This is a genomic window from Pseudomonas sp. 2,4-D, from assembly GCF_030418155.1.
GTDB classification, from domain to species: Bacteria; Pseudomonadota; Gammaproteobacteria; order Pseudomonadales; family Pseudomonadaceae; genus Aquipseudomonas; species Aquipseudomonas alloputida.
This window is the reverse complement of sequence record NZ_JAUHUI010000018.1, coordinates 44,873-67,389: the sequence shown is the minus strand read 5'-3', so window position 1 is coordinate 67,389 and position 22,517 is coordinate 44,873. Positions and strand designations below refer to the sequence as shown.

19 protein-coding genes are annotated in these 22,517 nt (G+C 62.5%); 8 read left to right on the top strand and 11 right to left on the bottom strand.

Features of this window, described 5'->3' with window-relative positions; genetic code table 11:
- Positions 1-84: 84 nt before the first annotated feature.
- Positions 85-576, bottom strand: coding sequence for a GNAT family N-acetyltransferase (locus QYE47_RS14925; protein WP_014591464.1), 492 nt, complete (start codon positions 574-576; stop codon positions 85-87).
- A gap of 162 nt (positions 577-738) precedes the next feature.
- Between QYE47_RS14925 and QYE47_RS14920 the strand changes: the two genes are divergently transcribed.
- Complete coding sequence (locus QYE47_RS14920) at positions 739-1,329, top strand: biliverdin-producing heme oxygenase (RefSeq protein ID WP_014591465.1); 591 nt, start codon at positions 739-741, stop codon at positions 1,327-1,329.
- A gap of 199 nt (positions 1,330-1,528) precedes the next feature.
- The gene (locus QYE47_RS14915) at positions 1,529-1,903 is read left to right on the top strand and encodes a hypothetical protein (RefSeq protein WP_014591466.1); all 375 of its coding nucleotides are present in this window, start codon (positions 1,529-1,531) and stop codon (positions 1,901-1,903) included.
- 28 nt (positions 1,904-1,931) lie between these two features.
- Here the strand turns inward: QYE47_RS14915 and QYE47_RS14910 are convergent, their stop codons facing one another.
- On the bottom strand, positions 1,932-2,087 hold the full coding sequence (locus QYE47_RS14910) for a DUF2986 domain-containing protein (RefSeq protein ID WP_014591467.1): 156 nt from the start codon (positions 2,085-2,087) through the stop codon (positions 1,932-1,934).
- 212 nt (positions 2,088-2,299) lie between these two features.
- Here QYE47_RS14910 and QYE47_RS14905 point away from each other — a divergent pair, with 212 nt between their 5' ends.
- Positions 2,300-4,054: a phosphoethanolamine transferase CptA gene (locus tag QYE47_RS14905; protein WP_014591468.1), complete on the top strand. Its 1,755-nt coding sequence runs from the start codon at positions 2,300-2,302 to the stop codon at positions 4,052-4,054.
- Between the two features lie 12 nt (positions 4,055-4,066).
- Here QYE47_RS14905 and QYE47_RS14900 read toward each other — a convergent pair whose 3' ends face one another.
- Genes QYE47_RS14900 through QYE47_RS14885 form a run of 4 tightly spaced genes read right to left on the bottom strand, consistent with a single transcriptional unit; the run spans position 4,067 to position 7,471 of the window.
- Positions 4,067-4,597 carry a membrane integrity-associated transporter subunit PqiC gene (locus tag QYE47_RS14900; RefSeq protein ID WP_070383995.1) on the bottom strand — a complete coding sequence of 177 codons (531 nt, stop codon included), beginning with the start codon at positions 4,595-4,597 and terminating at the stop codon, positions 4,067-4,069.
- A gap of 11 nt (positions 4,598-4,608) precedes the next feature.
- Positions 4,609-6,249: an MlaD family protein gene (locus tag QYE47_RS14895; protein WP_014591470.1), complete on the bottom strand. Its 1,641-nt coding sequence runs from the start codon at positions 6,247-6,249 to the stop codon at positions 4,609-4,611.
- Entirely contained in the window at positions 6,249-6,878 is a 630-nt protein-coding gene (locus QYE47_RS14890) for a paraquat-inducible protein A (protein WP_014591471.1), read from the bottom strand. Before QYE47_RS14890 ends, QYE47_RS14895 begins: the two co-directional genes overlap by 1 nt.
- The gene (locus QYE47_RS14885; RefSeq protein WP_014591472.1) at positions 6,875-7,471 is read right to left on the bottom strand and encodes a paraquat-inducible protein A; all 597 of its coding nucleotides are present in this window, start codon (positions 7,469-7,471) and stop codon (positions 6,875-6,877) included. Before QYE47_RS14885 ends, QYE47_RS14890 begins: the two co-directional genes overlap by 4 nt.
- 150 nt (positions 7,472-7,621) lie before the next feature.
- Here QYE47_RS14885 and QYE47_RS14880 point away from each other — a divergent pair, with 150 nt between their 5' ends.
- A complete protein-coding gene (locus tag QYE47_RS14880) occupies positions 7,622-8,095 on the top strand; it encodes a YMGG-like glycine zipper-containing protein (protein ID WP_014591473.1) in 474 nt (157 codons plus the stop codon).
- A gap of 45 nt (positions 8,096-8,140) precedes the next feature.
- On the opposite strand, the gene QYE47_RS14875 is transcribed toward QYE47_RS14880, so the two are convergent.
- On the bottom strand, positions 8,141-9,052 hold the full coding sequence (locus tag QYE47_RS14875) for a LysR family transcriptional regulator (RefSeq protein WP_014591474.1): 912 nt from the start codon (positions 9,050-9,052) through the stop codon (positions 8,141-8,143).
- Positions 9,053-9,331: 279 nt separating this feature from the next.
- On the opposite strand from QYE47_RS14875, the gene QYE47_RS14870 reads away from it, so the two are divergent.
- Positions 9,332-9,718: a VOC family protein gene (locus QYE47_RS14870; RefSeq protein WP_003250815.1), complete on the top strand. Its 387-nt coding sequence runs from the start codon at positions 9,332-9,334 to the stop codon at positions 9,716-9,718.
- A gap of 41 nt (positions 9,719-9,759) precedes the next feature.
- Positions 9,760-10,329, top strand: a complete 570-nt coding sequence (locus tag QYE47_RS14865; protein WP_014591475.1) for a hypothetical protein — start codon at positions 9,760-9,762, stop codon at positions 10,327-10,329.
- Between the two features lie 153 nt (positions 10,330-10,482).
- Here the strand turns inward: QYE47_RS14865 and QYE47_RS14860 are convergent, their stop codons facing one another.
- The 3 genes from QYE47_RS14860 to QYE47_RS14850 form a co-directional block, all read right to left on the bottom strand.
- Positions 10,483-12,162: an MFS transporter gene (locus tag QYE47_RS14860; RefSeq protein WP_014591476.1), complete on the bottom strand. Its 1,680-nt coding sequence runs from the start codon at positions 12,160-12,162 to the stop codon at positions 10,483-10,485.
- Positions 12,163-12,420: 258 nt separating this feature from the next.
- Positions 12,421-12,840, bottom strand: coding sequence for a VOC family protein (locus QYE47_RS14855; RefSeq protein ID WP_070383996.1), 420 nt, complete (start codon positions 12,838-12,840; stop codon positions 12,421-12,423).
- A 75-nt stretch (positions 12,841-12,915) separates the two neighbouring features.
- Positions 12,916-13,842: an alpha/beta fold hydrolase gene (locus QYE47_RS14850; protein WP_003250808.1), complete on the bottom strand. Its 927-nt coding sequence runs from the start codon at positions 13,840-13,842 to the stop codon at positions 12,916-12,918.
- A gap of 182 nt (positions 13,843-14,024) precedes the next feature.
- Here QYE47_RS14850 and QYE47_RS14845 point away from each other — a divergent pair, with 182 nt between their 5' ends.
- Entirely contained in the window at positions 14,025-18,914 is a 4,890-nt protein-coding gene (locus QYE47_RS14845) for an NEL-type E3 ubiquitin ligase domain-containing protein (protein ID WP_335726711.1), read from the top strand.
- Positions 18,915-18,921: 7 nt separating this feature from the next.
- Here QYE47_RS14845 and QYE47_RS14840 read toward each other — a convergent pair whose 3' ends face one another.
- Positions 18,922-21,426: a UvrD-helicase domain-containing protein gene (locus tag QYE47_RS14840; RefSeq protein WP_019438981.1), complete on the bottom strand. Its 2,505-nt coding sequence runs from the start codon at positions 21,424-21,426 to the stop codon at positions 18,922-18,924.
- A gap of 185 nt (positions 21,427-21,611) precedes the next feature.
- Between QYE47_RS14840 and QYE47_RS14835 the strand changes: the two genes are divergently transcribed.
- Positions 21,612-22,310, top strand: coding sequence for a pirin family protein (locus QYE47_RS14835; protein ID WP_014591479.1), 699 nt, complete (start codon positions 21,612-21,614; stop codon positions 22,308-22,310).
- Positions 22,311-22,517: the final 207 nt, after the last annotated feature.

The following is a 22,517-nucleotide window of genomic DNA, read 5'->3' as shown; positions in this document are numbered from 1 at the left end:
TGAATGAAGGTCATGCGCAGCCCTCTGGGCTGCGCTGCCATGTAGAAAAGCTGCGGATAGCGCGCACTACGATGTCATGTCCACTCAAAGGTCCATGACCATCTCATGCCAGGCCATACCGCCGTGGTCCGACGGCGACGGTTTCACGTATCGGTAGCCCAGCTTCTGGTACAGGGCCACATGCTGCTCCTTGCACATCAGGTGAATGGTCTGCTTGCCCGCCGCACGCATGCGTCCGATGAATTCGTTCATCAACACTTTGGCGTAGCCTTTGCCTTGGTGGGCCGGGTCTACAACCACCGACATGATCACCACGTTCGCTGCCGCCGGGTCATGGCCGACCAGCTCTTTGAAGGCCTCGTCGGACATCACGACCTCGTGGGCGCAGCCACTGTTGATGAAACCCACGATCTCGCCGTCACTTTCCAGCACCAGGAAGCCTTGTGGGTATTGCGTGATGCGCGTGCGGATTTTCTCCAGCGTGGCCGCCTCATCCCCTTCATAGGCGCCAATTTCGATGGCGTAGCAACGCTCGGCATCGGCGGGAACGGGGGTGCGGAACTGAAACGCGCTCATGGCAGGTATCCTTGGCAATGGTAAAAGCAGCCGCCATGATAAATGAGCATCGACCTTGCACTCCATCATTGCGAACTCGGTCAGGTCGAGTGTGTGACGCTTGCTGCCTGCCAAGGATGGCAAGCATCATGGGGGCCTTGCTCTATTGCCACGGATACGCCGATGACCGCTGTAACTTTTCCCTTCACCGAACCCAGCCGCTGCAAACGCCTGAAGGCGGCCAGCAGCAGGGATCATGACAGCGTCGATCAACTGGTAATGGCAGCGCGGCCTTTCGAGAACCGCGAGCGATATGGTCGCTTCCTGCAGGTGCAGCACCGTTTTCATGGCAGCCTGCTGACGTTGTATCAGGATGAACAGCTCAACCAGCAACTGCCGGGGTTGGCGGCGCTGTCACGTTTCACGGCGGTCGAGGCAGACCTGCGCGACCTCGGCCTGCCGCTGCCAACGCCCACCCAACCGGTCCGTGTCAGCTCGGCCCAGGCCTTGGGATGGCTGTATTGCAGTGAAGGTTCGAACCTGGGGGCGGCGTTTCTCTACAAGCACACGCAACGTCTTGGGCTGGAGGGTGACAAGGGGGCCCGCCACCTGGCCCCTCACCCGGATGGCCGAGCGCTGCATTGGCGCGAATTTGTTGCCCGGCTGGACAGCCTGGTGCTGGGGGAGCAGGAGGAAGCAGAGGTGGTAACGGGGGCGATTGCAGCGTTCGACAGTTATCGGGGGCATCTGCGTGAGGTATTTGCAGGCAGTTGACCAAGCGCAATGGCAGCTTTAGCGAGTGCTGCACATCACCAACCGCCACAGCGATTTTCTACAAGTTGTTGCTGTAGCGAACTTTTTCTTGATTCCCTGTCTATGTGTGAGGCACAGAAAGGTAGCGGAACGCGAGACAAGGTTCGCCCCACACCTGCTGGCCAGATGGCTCATTCGTTATCAGAGGTTGGCTACGCTCATGAAAATACATGTCGCAAGGTTGGTGCTGCTCGGCGTGTTCTCGCTCGCGGCGGTGGGCACGGCATCGGCAACGCAAATGAAAGCCGCCGAACCGGTTTCACCGGCTGTCCAGTCACCGTTAAAGCCAGCCGGCAACCCTTGGTCGAGCGTGACCAGCGTGGCCGTTGAACAGCCGGCCACGCTCCTGGCGCATGATGACGATCGCTGGCACGACCACCGAAGCGACTGGCGCCGCGAACAGTGGCGGCGTGAACAAGCCCGTCGGGACTGGGAACGGCGGCGCGACTGGGAACGGCGCCGTGATTGGGAGCGCCGCCATGAGCGCGCCATGCGCCAGCGTCATCATGACGCGCATCATTACTACCGCCGTTGAAGCCCGTGCGATCGGTGTAGGGGCGGTGTCAGTCGGCCAGCTGGGAAGCCTCGCCCACCGCCTCTGCCTCCATCTTCAAGCGGTCCGCCTTGCAGATGTACTTGGGCTTGCGTGGCGCCAGCTTGGCACTGGCCTTTTTGGCATGCGCCTGCAATAGCTGCTTGATCTTCTTACGACGGTTCATGGTCTACGGGGCCTGTCAGTACGTTTTCGCTGCCGCCATCATACCCCGGCGGCCAGGGGAAAACGCGGTGAACGGCCCAGCTTATGCCTGCTACGGCCATGCAGGTCACAGGATTCAACGCGTTGACGTTATTTTCACAGTCCGCAGATTAGCGTCACGCCCTTTCCGGCCACGCGCACAACCGCTGGCCGCCAAGGTACGACGAGGCATACGTGTCACACACTACATCACCGGCCGCGCACAAGCGCGTGGACTGGGCCGGCCTCGGCTGGCTCTTGCTGTTCTTCTGGTATTTCTCCGGTGTAACCCAAGCGTTGCTGCTGTTCAGCGGGACGACCGGCTTCGCCGGTTTTCGCGATGCACTGTTCCTCAGCAGCCTGTGGCTGGCGCCCGTCCTGTTGCTGCCGCGCTTCACCCGCGCCACCACGGCAATCATCGGTCTGGTGCTATGGGCTGCATCGCTGGTGGGCCTGAGCTACTTCGGCATCTATCGCCAGGAGTTTTCACAAAGCGTCATCTTTGTGATGTTCGAGTCCAACACCGCCGAGGCTGGTGAGTACTTCAGCCAATACTTCAGCGTGGGGCTGGGCCTGGCACTGGTGCTGTACACGCTGGTTGCGGTACTGCTGTGGCGGCGCGTGCGCCCGGTCAGCCTGCCACTGCGCAGCCGCCTGCCAGTGGTCGTGCTATTGCTGGTGGCCAACCTGGTCGTGCCGTTCTACAAGCAGATGGTGACCCAGGAGCGCAACTTCGCCGATGCGCTCGAAAAAGTGCAGCAGCGAATGGAACCGGCCGTACCCTGGCAGTTGCTGGTGGGCTACCGACAGTACCGCCAGCAACTGGACAACATGCAGAAACTGCTGGCCCAGAATGCCGCACTGCCACCGCTGCAAAACCTGCGAGACAGCAGTGGTACTGCGCCACGCACCCTGGTATTGGTGCTCGGCGAGTCGACTACCCGAGAGCACATGCACCTGTATGGCTATGACCGCGACACCACGCCCAACCTCGACGCGCTAGCCGCCAGCGACAAGGGCCTGACCGTGTTCCGCGACGTGGTATCACCGCGCCCGTACACCATCGAAGTGATGCAGCAGATCCTCACGTTCGGCGACGAACAGAACCCGGACCGCTTCCTCACCGACCCGTCGCTGATCAACCTGCTGAAACAGGCAGGCTACAAGACCTTCTGGATCACCAACCAGCAGACCTTGACCAAGCGCAACACCATGCTCACCACCTTCTCGCAGCAAACAGACGCGCCGGTGTACCTGAACAACCAGCGCAACCAGAATGCCCGCCAGTACGATGACGTGGTGCTGGCACCGTTCGAGAAAGCCCTGCAAGACCCTGCGCCCAACAAGTTCATCATCGTGCACCTGCTGGGCACACACATGGACTACCGCTACCGCTACCCGGACGACTATGCGCACTTCAACGACAAGCAAGGTGTGCCAGCCAAGCTGACGGCGGACCAGGTAGAAACCTACAACTTCTATGACAACGCGGTGCGCTATAACGACTATGTGGTGTCGAGCCTGATCAAGCGTTACGCGGCAGGCAACCCCAACGGGTTCCTGATGTACCTGTCCGATCATGGTGAAGACGTGTACAGCTCCGGTGACCACGACCGCTTGGGGCGCAACGAAGGCGCACCGACCCGGCCGATGTACACCATCCCGTTCCTGCTGTGGACCTCGCCTAGCTGGCAGGCCGAGCACCCGCGTGACTTGCAGGCAATGGCCGATCGCCCCTACAGCAGTTCGCACCTGATCCATACCCTGTCAGACCTGGCCGGGTTGAGCTATGACCGCTATGAACCGGCCAAGAGCCTGGTGAGCCCAGCGTTCGTGGTAGCACCACGCTGGATCGGCGACCCGTACCGCAAGGATGGCTTGCGCGAGTTCGACCACCTGCCGCTGGACAAGGCCGACGGGGTACGGGAAACAGCCAGCACCCGGCAGTAATGAGGCCAAGGTTCATGCAGGGCAGCTACCCTGCCGGGCACTCCCCCGCACCGCCTCGGCCAACTTGCGCAGGTTGGCCTGGTGCGCGTTCACCAGGCTGGTGATGCTGTTGTCTGCGGCAGTCTGTACTGACGTACGGCAGGTCAGCTCGGCCTGCCCTTGCTGCTTCAGGCGCCACACGGCCTCCAGCGAGGCGTAGCGCCCTGGTACCGTGTCGAAGCGTTGTACATCCACTCGCAGTGACGCCTTGCCGCCGCCTGCCGGGCCGCCCAACTGGTCCTGCAGGGCGCTGCGGAATTCATCCACCAGGTTGGCGCCCCACCACTCCGTCTCCAGAATGGCCAGGCCGCTCTGCCCTTGCCGCACCACCAACTGTGGGCGGTCGACCTGGGGCGGCACAGCCACCCTGACCACCTGGATGCGTTGGCCGCTGTCACGTACCGGGTCGCTCGGTACCAACGTGTGGTAGTTGTTCGGCGTACTGCTGCAGCCCCCGAGCCACACCAGCAGGCTGGCCACACATGCATTGCGCAGTCGTTGCATCGGCTGTCTCCTCAGGGTTCAAGGTCTGCGGACCCGGCCGCTTTCGGCCGGCCACGAATCAGCGACTCGGGGTGGCGGCCCAGGTAATCGGCAAGGTCACGTAGCGAACGTGACATGCGCTCCAGCTCGTCCAGCGTTTCACCCATTCGCTCGCGCTGCGGCGAATCTTCGGAAATGGCCGAGTTGGCCGTGCGCAGGGTCTTGTGCACCTCGTCCAGCGCCACTTTCACCTCCGGCAGCGTCTGGCCATTGAACTGCTTGAGGCTGGCGCGCAGTTCACGCAGGCTGCCGTCCAGGTTACCGGCGATGCTCTCCAGCGGCAGCTTGGCAATGCGCTCCACCACCCGCTGCAGCTGTTCCTGCAACTGCTCAAGGCTGCCGGGCAGCGTCGGGATCATGATGGGGTTGGCAGCCATGTCGAAGGTCACCTTGGGGGCATCCGGGTAAAAGTCCAGCGAAATGAACATCTGCCCGGTGATCAGGTTGCCGCTACGCGCCTGGGCCCGCAGCCCATGTTCGACAAAGGTGCCAATCAGTTTCCGCGCCCCTTCCATATCGCCCTCGGTGTGCTTGAACACCGCCAGCATCTTGCGGTGCACCGGCCCTAGCCGCTGCGGGTAGATCACCGCATCGACCACTACCGGGAAGGTCTGCCGCGTAGCATCGTAATCGAGCTGGATCGAGGTGACCCGGCCAAACTCCACCCCCTTGAACTCCACGGGCGCGCCCACCGACAGGCCACGCATGGCCTGGTCGAAGCGCAACTGCAGGTACTGCGCCTGGCCATGCGGAGGCGACAGCGCCATGTCGCGGTCGGCGAATAGCTGGAAGCGGGCCTGGTCGGCAGCAGGCTCGGCTTGCGCGGCGAAATCGGGCGAGCCGAAGGCCAGCCCGCCCACCAGAATCGACGACAGCGATTCGGTATCGACCTTCAGGCCATTGGCACCGATCTGCATGTCAATGCCACTGGCATTCCAGAAGCGCGTGTCAGCAGTGACGAAGGTGTCGTAGGGCGCCTGCACGAACACGCCAATCTCTACCCCCTTGCCATCGCCCTGAAGGGCAAAGGACACCACTTCGCCCACCGGGATCTTGCGGTAGTAGATCGAAGAGCCGATATCCAGCGAGCCCAGGTCGCTGGCGACAAGAACAAAGCGCTTGCCCTTTTCGTCATAGGTGATCGGCGGTGGCAGCTCCAGGCCGACAAAGGACTTTTCCGGCACCTTCGACTCGCCGGAATCAGCCCCGATGAAGCTGCCCGAAAGCAACGTGTCCACCCCGGAAACCCCGCCCACGCCGATGCGCGGTCGCACCACCCAGAAGCGCGCCCCCCGGGTAGCAAATGAACGGGCATCGTTGGAGAGCTGAACCTTGGCCACCACGCTCTTCTTGTCGTCGGCCAAGTCCACCGTGGTCACTTCGCCAATCACCACACTGCGGTATTTTACCTGGGTCTTGTGCGCCACCAGTCCCTCCCCGCTGTGGAAAGAAATGGTAATCACCGGCCCTTGCTGCATCCAGTTGCGCACCACCAGCGAAGCGCCGATGAGGATCGCCAGGATCGGCACGATCCATACCAGCGACACACTCCAACGTCGGGTGCGCACTTCAACCTGCCCAGGGCCCTCGCGCTTGTCAGTCTGTTGCCCCATCAATGCGACCTCCCCTCGTTGGCATGGCTATCCCAGATCAGGCGTGGATCAAAGCTCATCGCAGAGAACATGGTCAGCACTACCACCATGCCAAAAAACAGAATGCCCACGCGCGGCTCGATGGTGCCCAGCCCGCGCAGTTGCACCAGCGCAGCCACCAGCGCCACTACCATCACATCGAGCATGGACCAATAGCCGATCAGCTCGACGAAGCGGTACAACTGCGAACGCTGCCGGCAGGCCCAGGAAGAACCACGCTGGGCAGTGAACAGCAGCAGGCCAAGGGACAAGAACTTGATGGCGGGCACACCCACGCTGGCAATGAAAATGATCAGCGCGATGTCCCAGGCCCCGGCTTCCCAGAACTCCAGCACGCCACCGCCAATGGTGCTTTCTGTACCACTGCCGAGCATTTCGGTGTGCATCACAGGCAGCAGGTTGGCGGGGATGTAGAAAATCAGGGCTGCCAGCAGAAACGCCCAGCCACGGCTGATGGAATTGGCCTTGCGTCGGTGAATGACGGCGCCGCAACGGTTGCAGGTGTGCGCGCCACTGCGCGTGTCGCATGCCTGGCCACAGCCATGGCACAGACACAAGCCAAGGTCGTGCGCATTGACCGGGACAGTCATACCTGTTCCCACAAGTCGCGGATGTCCTTGCCGGCAATGTGGATGATCAACATGCTCAGTGCGGCCAGGGCCAGCAGGCCGATACCGGGGATCACATCGAGCAGCCCCGCCAGCTTGATCACCGCCACCATCGCCCCCAGCAGACACACCTCCAGCATGCTCCAGGGCCGCAGGCTTTCCAGGCCACGCATGCACAGGGCAAAGCCGGGGGCACGCTGGCCGGCGAGGGCAAAGCCCAACACCCAGCACAACAGGGCAATTTGCAGCAGCGGCGCAAAAATGATCGACAGCGCCATGACCAGGGCGATGAAAGTGATACTGCCGTGACTGAGGATCTGCACGGCGTCCCACAATGTGGCCGAGTGGGTCAGCCCCTGCATGCCGATGGTCATCACCGGGTAATAGTTGGCGAACACCAGCAGGACACCGCCAGTCACACTCAGTGCCAGCCGCTGCTCGATGGTCAGTGACCTGTGCCGGTACAGCACGCCGCCACAGCGCTGGCAAAGGGCACGTTGATGTTTGAGCAACGGTGCACGGTGGTACACCGTGTCGCAATACTCGCAGATGATCAGATCTTGCGGCTGGCTCATGGTTTGCCCGCAGGTAGCCTTGGATCAGGCCAAGAGGCTAATCGGAACAGCGTCTGATATCCGGTGTAGACCATCTGGGCAAAACTTCCATCACGACCTCAAAGGCGAACTATCCTGTGAGGCGGGCTTTCCGCCCGGTGGAGGTGTGCCATGCGTACGTTCACGTGGAGTTACCTGTTGATGCTGCTTTGCGCAGCATCGGCCGCCCAGGCGCAGTCGGTGGTGCCGCTCAAGGGCCAGAGCAGCCAGCAGATGCAACTGGATATCAACGATTGCAATACCGTCGCCACCAATGCCGCAAACGGCACAGCGACGTCCAGCGACCCCCATGTCGGTGGCCGGGTTCGCGGTGCAGCTGCGGGTGCCGCCGCCGGTGCTGTAGGTGCGCAGGTGCGCGGCAACCAGCATGACGAGTTGTATGACCGGGTGGGTGACGATGCCAAGCAGCAATACCGGCAGAACCGTGCTGGCGAAGTGGCCGCCGCCGGGGCCGCGGTCGGTGGCATGCGCCAGCGTCAGGACCGGCGCCAGGACCGGCGCGGCCAGGACGAGGCCAAAACCCAAGCCCATGCCAGTGCCTACAGCGGTTGCCTGCAAGGGCGCGGCTACCAGGTCAACCCCTGAGCAATCGCCACGCCATGCGCCTCCTGCCGGGGTGGCATGGCGTGCTCAGTTCAGGAACTTCGCCAGCTCTTCCCGACAAAACTCCACGAACAACTGCGCCGGTTTGGTCAGCTGGACTCGCTTCAACCACGCCGCAGCCAGCCCCGACAGCGCCACCGGCTCGGCAATGTCGAGCATTGCCAGGCGCTGGCCGTCATAGGTGTATTCCGAATGCGGACGGGTTACCAGCAACGAAAAACCGAAACCCTGACCGACCATGCCGCGCACCATCTCGATCGACGGCGAACTGAAGACGATGTTCGGTGCCAGGCCCATCTCGTTGAACAAGCTGACGAAGTAGGTACGGCTAGGGGCCACGTCCAGCAGGATCATCGGCTCGGGGCACAGGTCGCGCAGCGAGACCTGGGCCTGGCTGGCAAAGCGGTGGTTCTCGGGTAGCAGCACATAGGGCTTCTGCGGCGGCATCAGCGGCTCGGCCTCGATGGTGCCATCCAGGTCGTGGTCATAGAGAAATGCCAGGTCGAATGTTCCAGCGGTCAGGCCCTGGATCAGGTCCTGCTGTTCACCGTCGCGCAGGCGAATGTCCACACCCGGGTAACGCTGGCGAAAGCCGGCGATCAGGCGCGGCAGGTACAGTGGCGCCACGGTTTCGAAACAGCCAATGTCGATTTGCCCGGCGACGGTATCGTTGTCGGCCAGGGCGTTCTGTTCGAACTCATGGGCCATCTGCAGCAGCGACTTGGTCTTGGCGTAGAAGCGTTTGCCGCTGGGCGTCAATGACACACCCTGGGCGTGGTGGCGGATGAACAGCTGCACACCGAAACTTTCCTCCAGGCTCTTGATGGCCGTGGAGATGGACGGCTGGGCGATGTACAGCTGGCGTGACGCTTCGGCCACACTGCCCGCTTCCACGGTGGTGACGAAGTACTTCAGTTGTCGCAAGGTATAGGCAGCCACAGGGTACCTCTCTGACGCGGGTCTTGGCAGGCTGGGATCATGCCTCACACTTTACCCTTGGCTGCCGCTCTGCGGGCGCTGAGCGCTGAAGGATTTACCTATGCCTTGAACAGGTTTTTCGTAGGGTCTGCCAGTACCTCAGCTCACAGGCCATTGCGCAAACCGAAGCCGCACCACGCTTGCGCCTGGAACGGGGCCCCGTGGCACAGCAACCACTGGTCAAAAACGCCCGAACGTCTTTACTGATAGTCATCGGCCCCAGGTAAACGGTGTGTGCTTATGAAGATCGTGGTCACCAGCATCCTCGTCGACGACCAGGCCAAGGCCCTGGCTTTCTACCACTACGTACTCGGTTTCGAGCCCAGGCACGACATCCCCATGGGCCGGCACCGCTGGTTGACCCTGACTTCGCCCAACGACCCCAATGGCGTCGAACTGCTGCTGGAACCCGACGCGCACCCGGCGGCCAAGGTGTACAAGGCCGCGCTCAAGCAGGATGGCATCCCCGCCACCTCGTTCGGCGTGCGTGACATCCAGGCCGAATACACCCGGCTATGTGCAGCCGGTGTGCAGTTCATCCGGCCACCAACCCCAATGGGGCCGGTTACCGTGGCGGTGTTCGATGACACGTGCGGCAACCTGATCCAGATTGCCCAGAAGCACTAGCCGGTTGCCCTTTCCCCAATGCGCACCCACAAGGAAAACAGATGCGCCACGAATTCAGCGAAGTGCTCAACGACCTGGTCGACTACTTTCTGCTTGGCGATATCCAGTTGCTCGAACGCTACAAGCAAGACCAGCAACTGCCCGACGACCTGGCCCATGCGTTCACCCACGGCGACAGCGGCGACCAGGCTGTGCGCGAAGGCATCGTGCTGCCGCTGGCCGGTGTCGACAACCTGCCCTACCGCATCCTCTTCACCCTCGATAACCACACACCGGCCCTGCGCGAGGCCGGCAGCCGCCTGAAGCACCGGCGCAATGGCTATGTACTGCGGATCGAGCACGGTGCGCTGATGCTGTACACCTGGCGCATCCTGCAGCACTTCACGCCCAAGACCCTGGGTGACCTGATGGCGCGTTACCAGCTGCCAGGGCGGCCGATCATCGAGCTGGACAATGGCTGGTACGACGTGGAGGTGCTGGCGGGGGCGCTGGTGCGCGACGGGTTGTACGAGCCAGCGTTCGAGTTCGTGCTGAAGAAGCGCTGGAGCCGGGGTGAGGCGACAGCTGTGGATACCGGGTATGCATTCGGGCTTCGTGGCTACTTCGACTGATTGATCGCCTGTGCCGGCCTCTTCGCGGGCAAGCCCGCTCCTACACAGCGTTCGAGGCCTGTGCTGGCCCTTTCGCGGGTGAACCCGCTCCTACAGCAGTACCTGTAGGAGCGGGCTTGCCCGCGAAAGGGCCAGCACAGGCAAACTCGACCTTCAGGTGTGATTGATATCCCGATCCTTGGTCTCCGGCAGGAAGAAGATCCCCAGCACCGCCGTCATCACGGCAATCACGATCGGGTACCACAAGCCGTAATAGATATCCCCGGTCGCTGCCACCATGGCAAACGCCACGGTCGGCAGGAAGCCGCCGAACCAGCCATTCCCGATGTGATAAGGCAGCGACATCGAGGTGTAGCGGATGCGCGCCGGGAACAGCTCCACCAGCCAGGCGGCAATCGGCCCGTAGACCATGGTCACGTAGATCACCAGAATGGTCAGCAGCAACAGCACCATCGGGTAGTGGATTTTCGCCGGGTCGGCCTTTTCCGGGTAGCCCGCCTCTTTCAATGCACCACTCAGGGTTGCGGTAAACGCTTCGCTTTGCACCTTGAAGTCTGCCGCGGTCAGGCTGCTGCCATCAAAGCTCGGCAATACCCGTTCGCCAATGCGGATCTGTGCCACGCTGCCGGGCTCCGCCGCTTCATTGGTATACGGGATGGCGCGCTTGGCCAGCAGGCTCTTGGCAATGTCGCAGGAGCTGGTGAATTTGGCCTTGCCCACCGGGTCGAACTGGAATGCACATTGGCCCGGGTCGGCCACCACCACCACCGGGTTCTGCTCTTGGGCAACGAATACATCCGGGTTGCCGTACTCGGTCAGTGCCTTGAAGATCGGGAAGTAAGTCAGCGCGGCGATGATGCAGCCGGCCATGATGATCTTCTTGCGGCCAATCCGGTCGGACAGGCTGCCGAAGAAAATGAAGAATGGTGTGCCGATCAACAGTGAACCGGCAATCAGCAGGTTGGCGGTCTGCGGCTCGATCTTGAGCGTCTGCAACAGGAAGAACAACGCGTAGAACTGTCCGGTATACCACACCACGGCCTGGCCGGCAGTGCCGCCGAGCAGCGACATGATCACCACCTTGAGGTTGTCCCAGCGGGCGAACGATTCGGTCAGTGGCGCCTTGGATGCCTTGCCCTCGGCCTTCATCTTCATGAACACCGGCGACTCGTTCAGCTGCAGGCGGATGTACACCGAAATCGCCAGCAGCAGAATCGACAGCAGGAACGGTATCCGCCAGCCCCAGGCCTCGAACGCTTCCGTCCCCATGGCCGTGCGACAGGCCATGATCACCAGCAGCGACAGGAACAACCCCAGGGTGGCGGTCGTCTGGATCCAGGCAGTGAAAAAGCCGCGTCGGCCCTTGGGCGCATGCTCGGCCACGTAGGTGGCCGCGCCGCCGTACTCACCGCCCAGCGCCAGCCCCTGCAGCAAGCGCAGGGTGATCAGGATGATCGGCGCGGCCACACCGATCGTGGCGTAGCCCGGTAGCAGGCCCACCACTGCGGTGGACAGGCCCATGATGACAATGGTGATGAGGAAGGTGTACTTGCGCCCGATCATGTCGCCCAGACGGCCGAACACGATGGCGCCGAACGGTCGGACGGCAAAGCCGGCGGCAAAGGCCAGCAAGGCAAAGATGAACGAGGTGGTTTCATTGACGCCAGCAAAGAAGTGCCTGGCGATAATCGCGGCGAGTGAGCCGTACAGGTAGAAGTCGTACCACTCGAATACCGTGCCCAGGGACGAGGCGAAGATGACCTTGCGCTCCTCCTTGGTGATACCGCGTTGGGGCGCGCTGCTGCCCGTGGATGCGCTGTCGAGAACCGCCATGGGTTGCCTCCGTCATGTTGTCATGCAGGCCGGAGCACCTCACACTCACTTCACCGTCGCACCCAGGCCCTGGCGCTTGCTTTGGTTGCGCGAAGCACGACGAGGCGGGCCGCCTCGGATCGCAGCAAGGTTTATGAAGCATAATGGGGATTGGCTGGATATCCACCCGCCTGGCCCTGCACGAGAGGGCGGCCTGGACAACACCCAGCTCCGGGGTGCTGGGCGATAGCGGGCTGACTGACGATTTTGTTGGGTGTTTCACCCACCAGGCACTACCGGCCCCTTCAACTCGACCTGATTACCATCCGGGTCGTAGCAGTACAGCGAAAGCCCCTCGCCTTCGGCACCATACCGCTTCTCTGCAGGCTCCACCTTTACCCCGGCGGCTTCCAGATAGGCCGTCAACGCGGCCTCGTCGAACGGCTCGATGCGCAGGCAGAAATGGTGCAGGTTGCGCCCTTCCACGCCCGGGGCAGCTCCGCCTGGCTGCCCCAGCGGGCCATCCAGGGTCACCAGGTCGATCATCGCCGTGCCCGTGGCCAGGTGCACCATGCCCAAGTCTTCGCGCACGCGGCTGACGGTGCAGCCGAGCAGCTCGGTGTAAAAGGCAACACTGTGCGGCAGGTCGCTGACCCGCAACACAAGGTGATCGATGTGCTTGATGGTGAAAGGCCGCATGCCGGGCTCCCTGTGGCGTGTTTGCGAATACGTTCGCCACCATAGCCCAGGTTCACCCGGCGTGACCAGAATCAGCTACTCGTTCACCAAGCGTTGCAGTACGCCACCTTCATGGCGCGTCAGGATACGCAGCAGCTGGTCGACCAGCGCCCGGTCCGGCGCATCCAGGTGGAAGTGGTGCCCGCCTGGGTGCCAGGAGACTTTCGCCTGGCTGGGCAAGGCGGCCTGACGCCGGGTAAAGGCCTCGCCGGTGAAGGCCCCCTGGCGGCCGAACAGCAGGTACAACGGGCAGCGGATCTGGCTGAGCAGGTCGCAGGCTTCGCGCTCGGTCAGTGGCATGGGTTCGGGCAAGACCAGCCGCGGGTCGTGGCGCCAGCAATAGCCATCGTCCAGCTGTAGCAGGTCGCGCAGCGCCAGCAGCCGAGCGGCACCTTCCGACAGTTCGGTGTCCAGCCGCTCGCGGCGTTGCGCCAGGGCGGTGTCCAGGTCGTCGAAGCGACCAACATCCGGCTCGGCAAAACCCGGCAACTGGCTACGCTGTACCATGCGCTTGAGCCGGTAGGCCCGCGCCAGGTGCTGCACGCGGTCATCCTCGGCCACCGTGAACGGTGCCCCCATTCCGTCGAGGAAGGTCATGCTGGCAATGCCACTGGTCATGGCCGCCAGCAGCGACGCTATACCGGTACCCATCCCATGGGCCAGCACATGAAATTGCGCCAGGCCCAGGCTGTCGGTCACCGCCAGCATGTCTTCGGCATGCTCCCACAGGTAATAGCCGCTGTCGTGGCGACGATGCCCAGAACGGCCATGGCCAATCAGGTCGGGGGCCACCACGAAGCAGCCGTCCAGCATCGGTGCCAGGCGCTCGAACGAGGCAGCGTTATCCAGCCAGCCATGCAAGGCCAATATGGGAATACCGTCTTCTGCCCCCCAGGTGCGAACCGCTATTTCAACGCCATCGAGGTCTAGCAGGTGGTCTTTCGGACTGCACAGCGAACGCATTGCAATTCTCCTTGGCTGAAGCCTGCACCATGACCTGCCTCACCCTCTCGCAGATCCACCCTCGCTGCCAGCCCCCCACCGACCCGCGCATGCGCAGGACCGACCGCGGCCAACAACTATCTACCGCACCCCGTCGCCTTGATCAGCGTGGACTATCTCCCCCCACAAAAGAGATGGTGACCATGACAACCCCGACACCGTTGCATCAAAGCCAGATAACCCGATCGTTACTGAAATGGAGCAAGGCGCTCCAACCCTCGCATACACGCAAAGTGGTGCAGAGCCTGTACAAGGAGTATCTCGATGAAGATGGCAGCCCTTACGCGTGGTATGCCACTGCCGATGAGCCAATGCGTGAGCAGCTGCACAACGCGTTGCAAACCCGTAACAAACGTCTGGCGCAAGTCAAAAAGGCGCTAGGCGAGTTCAAGGACATCATCGCGTTCTGCGGCCCGCTGTTGACCGAGCGGTTGAAGCTGAATGTGCCTGTAGACAGGGCGCAGTATGTGTTCCAGCCCTTTGAGTCAGAGGCCAACATCTGGGTCGGCGTTCCCGATGTGGAAACGCCTTTGGTCCCGGACGTGGAAGCGGATGTGCTGGCTACTCGCCCGGTCGGCCAACCGCAAACACGCAGCTTGCTGGAGGCTGCCCTGCACAACTTCGAGGGGCTGGACGAAGTCGGCCCCTACAGCAGGCTCACCAACGCCCCAGGCAGCGACACGCCCCTGGCAGGCCTGACGATGGCGGACTTCGTCGGGCATTGTCGGGCGCTGGACCTTGGCAAACGTTATCAAGACCATCTGCTTGCAACCCATGAAGGCGCCAATCGCGCTGAAATCCAGCGCCTGTCGATTGCAGCGAACCGTGAGGCCTTGAGGGTCCATGCATTGATCGCCAAGCTCAAAGGCCTGCTGAGCGAGGCCGGGCTCGATGCGCTTGGGCAACTGTGCGACGGCAAGCCTCACCCCACCTATGAAAACGAGGCGTTGCATTGCTGGCACTTCAACTTGTTCGATATCCCCGTCCACGAAATACTGTTCATCGGGCCAGACAACCCTTACCGCACGAACCCCTGCATTGTGTATGTCCCTGGCGACAGCGAGCACCCGGTAAGGGAGTTCGCTTCTCGTCAGGAAGCGGGCAAGCACCTGCGCAGCCGGTTACTGCAAAGCGAGTTTCGCCGAACCTTGGTGCATTTCGCCTACAAGGACCGGCAAAAAGAACTTGCCGTAAAGCTGCAAATCGCGCTGTTCGAAGAGGATGAAGCGGGCATACGCAAACCCCGAATCATGCCAGTGATCCCTTTCACGCTCTCGCCGATCCGAACCGACCCTTGGACGAACTTGTACAACGCACACCTTGCGCGCATGAAGGCCGACGCAAAAACCATTGCAGTCCCTACAGCCGAAGTCGACGCCAACGCCCGCAACGAGCGTCTGAAGTACTGGTTCGACCTGGGGATGAACGTGCTGAATGTCGCCGCGTTCTTCGTGCCGGGGTTGAACACGGTCATGCTAGGCGTTTTTGCTTACGACCTGATGAGCTCTGTTTTCACCGGGTTCGAAGCCTGGGAAGAAGGTGATACCCGGCAGGCACTGGCGCAGCTGGAATCATTGGCCATCAACGCGGGCGTGATTGCCGGCTTTGCAGTGGGCACCAGGATCGTCCAGGCGTCTGGCTTTGTCGATGCACTGAAAAGTGTATGGCATGAAGACAAGGAAGTGCTTTGGCACCCTGACATGAAAACCTATGCGAGCACGGCGGCTATTCCTGAGGGGGCTCAACCCGATTTGCTCGGCCATGTGCACGTCGACGGAAAGACCTACCTGAAGCTGGATGGGACCCTGTACGAGGTGTTTCAGGGCGCTGATCAGCAATGGCGCGTGCGCCACCCCGAGGATGCGCAGGCCTATGCCCCACGCTTGCTGCATCATGGTAACGCCCGCTGGCAACTGGCCCATGAGCAGCCTCTGGAATGGGACCGTGAACAGCTCGCGCGCCGCCTCGGCAGCCATAGCGCAGGCCTGGACGACAGCGAACTGGACCATGCCATGCGCACTACCGGTACCGATCCAGACGTGCTGCGCCGTGCCCAGGCAGCGGGCCTGCGTCCACCCGCTTTGTTGCTCGACACGCTGCAGCGGCTGCAGCTGGACAATCAGACACAACAGATCATCAACTGCGTACGCCATGGGTTGCCGCTGGCTGCGTACAAGAACTTTGCCTTGCCTGAGTTGCTGCGCCTGCCGGGGTGGCCCGAGGGACGCGTGCTGAAGGTTTACCAAGGGCCAGAACCCTGGGGCGAATCGGTGCGCTACGGCCCCCCTCACACGCTGGGCCAGACAGAAATCGAAATTACCCGTACCGACCTGGACAATGGCCAGTTGAGCCAGACCGTGCTGGATCAGATGGATGAAGAAGCCATTGAGCAGTTGCTCGGTGATACACCCACTGAGCACCGATCGTCCGCACTGAACAACAAGCTCGCGCAACACCTGGAACAGCATCGCGAGGCGCTGTTCGAGAGCCTGCAACAAAGACGCCGTCCCACACACACACCCACTGCACAAACCCTCGCCCGGCAGTTTCCCGGGCTGCCGGACAGCGCGCTTGAAGAATTGCTTGCCAACCTCAGCAACGCCGAACGGGAACGCCTGACCAACGGCCGGGTGCCGCTTCGCGTTGCCGAGGAAGCACGCCTTCTGCAAGCTCGAGCGCGGCTTGATCGTGCCCTCCTCGGCCTGTTCAGGCCCAGCCTGGCCAACGACGACAGTCTACGCATCAAGCAGGCGCTGCAAGCCGCGCACCCGCAGGCTGACCCGGCCCGGTTACTGCAACTCGCCCTTGGTGATCGCCAGCACTGCGCCTCACTGCTCGGCCAGCAACCCATCAACCCCAGGTTCCGCTCCCCTTTGCGATTGGCCAACGGCCAGCTGGGCTATCCCCTGAGCGGCCGTGGCCTGCAGGGACGAGCCTTGCCGGCTGCACGTCGACTCCGGGCGCTCTACCCCGAACTCAGCAGCGAGCAAATCAGTGGGCTACAAGCCGAACTGGCTCGAGGAGGCGACCTGGGTAGCGCGATCAACCAGCTGGAGGTCGAGCAGCGTACCCTCAACCGAGATCTCAACCGCTGGGTAAGCACCGCCCGCACCCTTGAAGAGCGCTTTGATCGCCAGCAATGCACCGAGCGACTGATGAGTGCTTCCCGCCGTGAAGGCGGCGCGCAAGCCGAAACACTGGTACTGGACCGTATGCAGCTCGAAGCGCTACCCGCTTTCACTGCACGCATGCCGCATATCCGCAATCTCAGGCTCGAGGGGTTAAAGATGCGGCGCCTGGAGGGCAGCTTCCTGACGAACTTCCCTAACCTGGAAACCCTGGAAATCGTCGGCAACCCGGACATCGATGCCGAAACATTGTTCGAGGCGCTCAGGTCGGCACCGCGGCTACGCGAGCTGGGCCTGACAGACAATGGCCTGACCACCCTTTCACCCACCGCCCAACAGGCCATCGGAGCAATGCCCGGCTTGCGACTCCTGTGGCTCAGCCGCAACCGGCTGCAACTCGACACCACCAGTTTGGGCTTCCTGACGCGCTTGCCCCTGGATGCCCTCGGCCTGGCCCACAATCAAATCACCCTCGACGAAAGCCTTGCCGCCCAGTTTCAGGACATGATCCACCCCGTACTACTGCACTTATCAGGCAACCCACTGCAACTGGCACCCGACCTGCGCTTCATGGCCCGTCTTGTCCACCTGGAGCTTGAGCGTTGCGAACTGCAGCAGTGGCCCGACAGCCTGACCGTCCTGATGAGCCAGCCCCAGTACCAACTGCGCTATCTGAACCTTTCGTCCAACCGCATTCGTACCCTGCCAGACTTGCCTGGTGTGCTGCGTACCCCTTTTGCCCGCGATGTCGCCGCGCACTTGCCGGAGCGCCGTTGGCTGTTCAACTACAACACCCTGGAAGCCCAGACACGTGCACGCCTGGGCAGCAGCGGCGTCAACGTCTTCGAACACGCAGAAGACGTGCCACTGTGGCAAGGCGTTTTCCGTGGCGAGGCGAGCAATGCCGAGGAGCAGCTGTGGAGCGACCTGTTCGACCAAGGTGAAAACGCAGCGCTGCTGGGCGTACTCGAACGTCTTGCCCAGTCGGCAGAAGCGCAGCGTGATGGCGAGGCCCTGAGGGCGCGCGTCTGGAAGCTGCTGGATGACGCAGCCCACGACACCGTGCTGCGTGAGCGCCTCGCCACCGTGGCCGGCGATTTCCCGCCAACCTGTGGCGACGCAGGTGCTGATGCGTTCAGTGCCTTGGAGATAGAAGTGCTGGCCCACGAAGCGGCAGCCGTCGCCGGTAGTCGACCCGCTGATCTACTGAGCCTGTATGGCAAGTTGTATCGACGCAGCCAGGTCAATCAACTGGCCGATCGCATCAGCTGGAGAAGGTCCTTGCGCAAACAGGCGCTGCTCGACGGGGCCTTCGATGAAAACCTCCCCCCCTACGATGAGCTGGACGACCCCTCAGCCTTTCCAGACAGCGAACTTCAAACGGGGCTGGTGGACGATGTCGAGGTACGTTTGGCCCTGCGCCAGTCGTTGGCCAGCGCGCTGGACTACCCTGAGCCGAGCCGAGGCATGCTGTACCGCAATACGGCCAGAATCAACGACACAATCATCGAAATGGTGAAAGCTGAGGTCCTTTCCCTGGACAGGGATGCCATCGCTCGGGAGCAATGGTTGACCCAGCAGCCGGGCTGGGTCGAGTACTTGAAACGAGAGCATGCGGCACAGTTCAGCCTGATCACCGACTTCTGGCGGCCAGGCCTTGACTACCTCTATTACTGCCTGGATGAAACCGCCGACCCGGTGACATCCCTGGACAGCTCTGTGCGACGAGCCTTGGCCAGGGTCATGCCTGAAAGCCCGGTGGATGCTGAGGGCAAGCTGCGGCGCGTCGTGCTCAACGAGCAGCAGTATCGCCAGGGCGTGGACGCGCTGACTGCCGAGCAGCAGCAGGTTGAAACCGGTCTGCTGATCAGCCTCACCCGCCAGACGCAAACAATCGGCCGCTGAACCCCACTCACTGCCCGCGCAGGTCTTCGAAGAAGGCCTGCTTGCCGTCCACCTGGCTGGACGCCCGTGGGGCCGCTGCGGCGTCACCATTGGCGGCCTCCACGTGCCAATAGCAGTGCTGTACTGCCCGGGTCACCGCCACGTAGGCCAAGCGCTGTACTTCTTCCTTCTGTGCCGTATCGAACGGTTGGGCATCACCTGCCTTGCCCAGCCCGGCCTGGCGGTATACCTGGTTCTTGTAGGGTGAGCTGGTCAGGTACTGGCAGTCACCCAGCATGAATACCGCATCGGCCTGCAAACCCTTGGCACTGTGATAGGTCAGCTGGCGCAGCCGGCGCTGTTCGGCCGGTAGCGCCGCCTCGGCGTGCAGCACGCTTTGCAGGTGCTCGTTCATCAAGGCCCGGTCACTGCCCTTGCGGTACAGCATCATGACCGTCTCACCCCGCTGGTAGTGCTCGACAAGCGTTTCGCCCAACGCAGCCTCGTCACGGTCGAACACCTTGACCGGCGAGCCGGGCAACTCGGCCGCCGGGCCACTGGCGCGGGCTTTCTTGCCGGCAATCGCCGGGGTGCCCTTGACCAGGTGCTCGGCCGCATCGATCACCTGTTGCTGGCAGCGGTAGTTGTCGACCAGCATCACCCGCGTGTTGGCCGGCGACGGGAACGCCTTGGTGAACTCCATGAAATACCTGGGCGAACTGCCACGCCAGCCGTAGATCGATTGCCAGTCGTCACCCACGCACAGCAACGACGAATGCTGGGCATGGCGCCCGGTGTGCATGGCCGGGCCGCGGCGCCGTATTTCAGCGAGGCTGGCACGCAACCAGCTGACGATCTGCGGCGACACGTCCTGAAACTCGTCGATCAGCAGGTGCGCCAGCGGCCGCAGCAACGGATCGGGCAGCAGGTGCAGGTTTTCCGGGTTGTTCTCGCCAAACAGGGCGAACATGCGGTTGTAGCTCATCACCGGCGGCGACTGGTCCAGCAGGTGCGCTTCCAGGGCCTTCCAGTAAAGCGCCAGGGCCTCGAAGAACAGTGCATCGCTATCGCCGGACGGGAAGCTCATCGCCGCCACCGCATTGTTCACCTCCAACCCAAGGTTTTCGATGAAATTGGCCGCACTGACGAACGCATCCAGCAGCGGTGCCGGGGCCAGTTCGCCCTTGACCTTGTACTCGAAGCCAGGCCCTGCCACGGCATCGCCCGCCAACGATGCCGCCAGGCGCCTGGCCATGGCGTAGTTGTCGAGCCAGATCAGCGGCCTGTCGCAGAACGCCTGCAGCAGCGTGCGCTTGACCGCCCACTCGGCACGCACGGTCAGCTTGGCGCCGGGGCGCTGGTACTGCGCGCTTTGTGCGGGGTCGAAGCCCAGCACCACCAAAGGCCCCTGGCCTTCCAGGCGGCCATGCACATGGAAGCGGCTGCCACGGATGTCGACCGTTTCGCGACAGGGCTCGATGCCCTTGATCGGCCAGACGCCAGCGGCGAACCACAGGTCCTCAATCACGTCACACAGTTCTTCGTCGCGCTGGGCGGCCAATTGGGTCACCTGTGCGCGCTTCTGCACATCGGGGTTGTTCGGGTCCAGCGGTTTCAGTTGCAAGGCTTCGCTGCGCAACTGGCCGACCAGCTCGGCAAAACGCGGGCTCTCGTCCAGCAAGCTGCTGTAGCACTGGTTCAGCTGCTGGCGCTGGGCATCGTTCAGCCGCAGGTCGAACGGGTTGCTGTCGGCCTCGGCCTCACGCCCCGCAGGCATCTCGTGGCCCAGTGTTTCAAATGCACGCACCTGGCCGAAGCCCGGCAGGCTGCGCACCAGCGGCAGGATGCGCGAATGGAACGTGCGCACCAGCTCGCGGGCCTGCACAGGCTGCAGGTTGATCTGCCACAGGGCGAACACCTGCAGCAGGCGCTTGATGAAGTCCTTGCGCGATTCGCGGGTGAAGGTGACCACGGTCATCGCATCCAGCTCGTAACCCAGGTAATGACGCAGCAGCAGGATGCGCAGCACCAGCGACGTGGACTTGCCTGCCCCGGCGCCTGCCACCACGCAGGTAGACGGGGTGTCACTGAAGATCAGCTTCCATTGCGCGGCGCTGGGCTGGGCTTCGGCGGGCAGGCGCTGGGCGACATCGGCCTTGAAGCGCTTCTTCAACTCGGCCGTCAACGGCAGGCGCCAGTCGTCGAACAAGTTGTCATCCTGGCCTGGCACGGCGGCGCTGTCGGGGCGCGTATCGCGGATCACCAGCACCTGGCGCCCCGCTTCATAGCCCTCCACCCGACCACGCTCGAACCCTTCACGCACGCCATCGGCATGGCCAGTGCGCTGGCCTGTGGCGTGGCCGAGGAACCACGAGTCGCGGTGCTGCGCTTGCAGCCGGGTCAGGCCACGCCCCAGCAAGCGGGCGGCCAGGCGGCGAAACCAGGGCAACTGGGCAGGAGGGGTAAGGTCGGCGGGGGCCAAGGGTTGCTCGTGGGCCACGGTCACTCCGTTGTAAATCAAAACAGCAGGCATGTTCGCCGCATCGACGAAAAATCGCCAGCGAATGCTTGCAGATCAGTGGATTAGGCGATGAAGCAAATAAAACGCCGCCGAAAAAGCATCTATAAAACAGATTGTTTTAAGCCGATATTTACGCTTATTTTCGATGTTTCTTTAGCGCATCATGGCGTCATTCCACTGATTCAAGGAGCACGACCATGCTGCAACTGCGACCCTTCGAAAGCCTCGGCCACGCCAACCATGGCTGGCTCGATGCCCACCACCATTTCTCGTTTGCCGAGTACTACGACCCGGCACGCATGCACTGGGGTAACCTGCGGGTTTGGAACGACGACCTGATCGCGGCCGGCAGCGGCTTCCCGCCGCACCCGCACCGCGACATGGAAATCATCACTTATGTGCGTGAAGGCGCGATCAGCCACCAGGACAGCCTGGGCAACAAGGGCCGTACCGAAGCCGGTGATGTTCAGGTAATGAGCGCCGGTACCGGCATTGTGCACAGCGAGTACAACCTGGAAGACATCGATACACGAATTTTCCAGATCTGGATCGTGCCGGAGCGCACCGGTGAAGCACCGCAGTGGGGTAGCCGGCCGTTCCCCAAAGGCGAGCGCGGTGAGGGCTTCGTGACCTTGGCCAGCGGCCGCGCGGGTGACGAGGACAGCCTGCAGATCCGTACCGATGCCCGCCTGGTGGCTGCCACCCTGCGAGCCGGTGAAACCGCCGAGTACCACTTCGATGCCGAACGCCGGGGTTACCTGGTGCCGGCCAAGGGGCTGGTGGAGATCAACGGATTGCGGGCCAAGGCGCGCGATGGCGTGGCGATCGAGCAGGAAGCGGTGCTGCGGGTGACCGCCATCGAGGACAGCGAGATCGTGCTCGTGGATGTGGCCTGAAAACCAGGCCTGTGACGATCCATGTCGCAGCGCAAGGCGGCTCCCCTGGAACAACCGCTAACCCGTCGGTTTAGCAGTGTTTTGTGGGGGCTGGCTTGCTGCGGTGGAGCTCTCCGGCTATCGCAAGGCAGCGATCATACATTGGCGCCATCAGCCAGCCTGCACTAGCGTTGTGCCACCAGCCAGCCCAACGTTCCTGCGGAGCAC

Excerpts from the sequence above, each read along its gene's own strand:
- QYE47_RS14925 (WP_014591464.1), bottom strand. The coding sequence starts at position 576 with ATGAGCGCGTTTCAGTTCCGCACCCCCGTTCCCGCCGATGCCGAGCGT.
- QYE47_RS14920 (WP_014591465.1), top strand. The coding sequence starts at position 739 with ATGACCGCTGTAACTTTTCCCTTCACCGAACCCAGCCGCTGCAAACGC.
- QYE47_RS14915 (WP_014591466.1), top strand. The coding sequence starts at position 1,529 with ATGAAAATACATGTCGCAAGGTTGGTGCTGCTCGGCGTGTTCTCGCTC.
- QYE47_RS14910 (WP_014591467.1), bottom strand. The coding sequence starts at position 2,087 with ATGAACCGTCGTAAGAAGATCAAGCAGCTATTGCAGGCGCATGCCAAA.
- QYE47_RS14900 (WP_070383995.1), bottom strand. The coding sequence starts at position 4,597 with ATGCAACGACTGCGCAATGCATGTGTGGCCAGCCTGCTGGTGTGGCTC.
- QYE47_RS14895 (WP_014591470.1), bottom strand. The coding sequence starts at position 6,249 with ATGGGGCAACAGACTGACAAGCGCGAGGGCCCTGGGCAGGTTGAAGTG.
- QYE47_RS14890 (WP_014591471.1), bottom strand. The coding sequence starts at position 6,878 with ATGACTGTCCCGGTCAATGCGCACGACCTTGGCTTGTGTCTGTGCCAT.
- QYE47_RS14885 (WP_014591472.1), bottom strand. The coding sequence starts at position 7,471 with ATGAGCCAGCCGCAAGATCTGATCATCTGCGAGTATTGCGACACGGTG.
- QYE47_RS14880 (WP_014591473.1), top strand. The coding sequence starts at position 7,622 with ATGCGTACGTTCACGTGGAGTTACCTGTTGATGCTGCTTTGCGCAGCA.
- QYE47_RS14870 (WP_003250815.1), top strand. The coding sequence starts at position 9,332 with ATGAAGATCGTGGTCACCAGCATCCTCGTCGACGACCAGGCCAAGGCC.
- QYE47_RS14865 (WP_014591475.1), top strand. The coding sequence starts at position 9,760 with ATGCGCCACGAATTCAGCGAAGTGCTCAACGACCTGGTCGACTACTTT.
- QYE47_RS14860 (WP_014591476.1), bottom strand. The coding sequence starts at position 12,162 with ATGGCGGTTCTCGACAGCGCATCCACGGGCAGCAGCGCGCCCCAACGC.
- QYE47_RS14855 (WP_070383996.1), bottom strand. The coding sequence starts at position 12,840 with ATGCGGCCTTTCACCATCAAGCACATCGATCACCTTGTGTTGCGGGTC.
- QYE47_RS14850 (WP_003250808.1), bottom strand. The coding sequence starts at position 13,842 with ATGCGTTCGCTGTGCAGTCCGAAAGACCACCTGCTAGACCTCGATGGC.
- QYE47_RS14845 (WP_335726711.1), top strand. The coding sequence starts at position 14,025 with ATGACAACCCCGACACCGTTGCATCAAAGCCAGATAACCCGATCGTTA.
- QYE47_RS14840 (WP_019438981.1), bottom strand. The coding sequence starts at position 21,426 with ATGCCTGCTGTTTTGATTTACAACGGAGTGACCGTGGCCCACGAGCAA.
- QYE47_RS14835 (WP_014591479.1), top strand. The coding sequence starts at position 21,612 with ATGCTGCAACTGCGACCCTTCGAAAGCCTCGGCCACGCCAACCATGGC.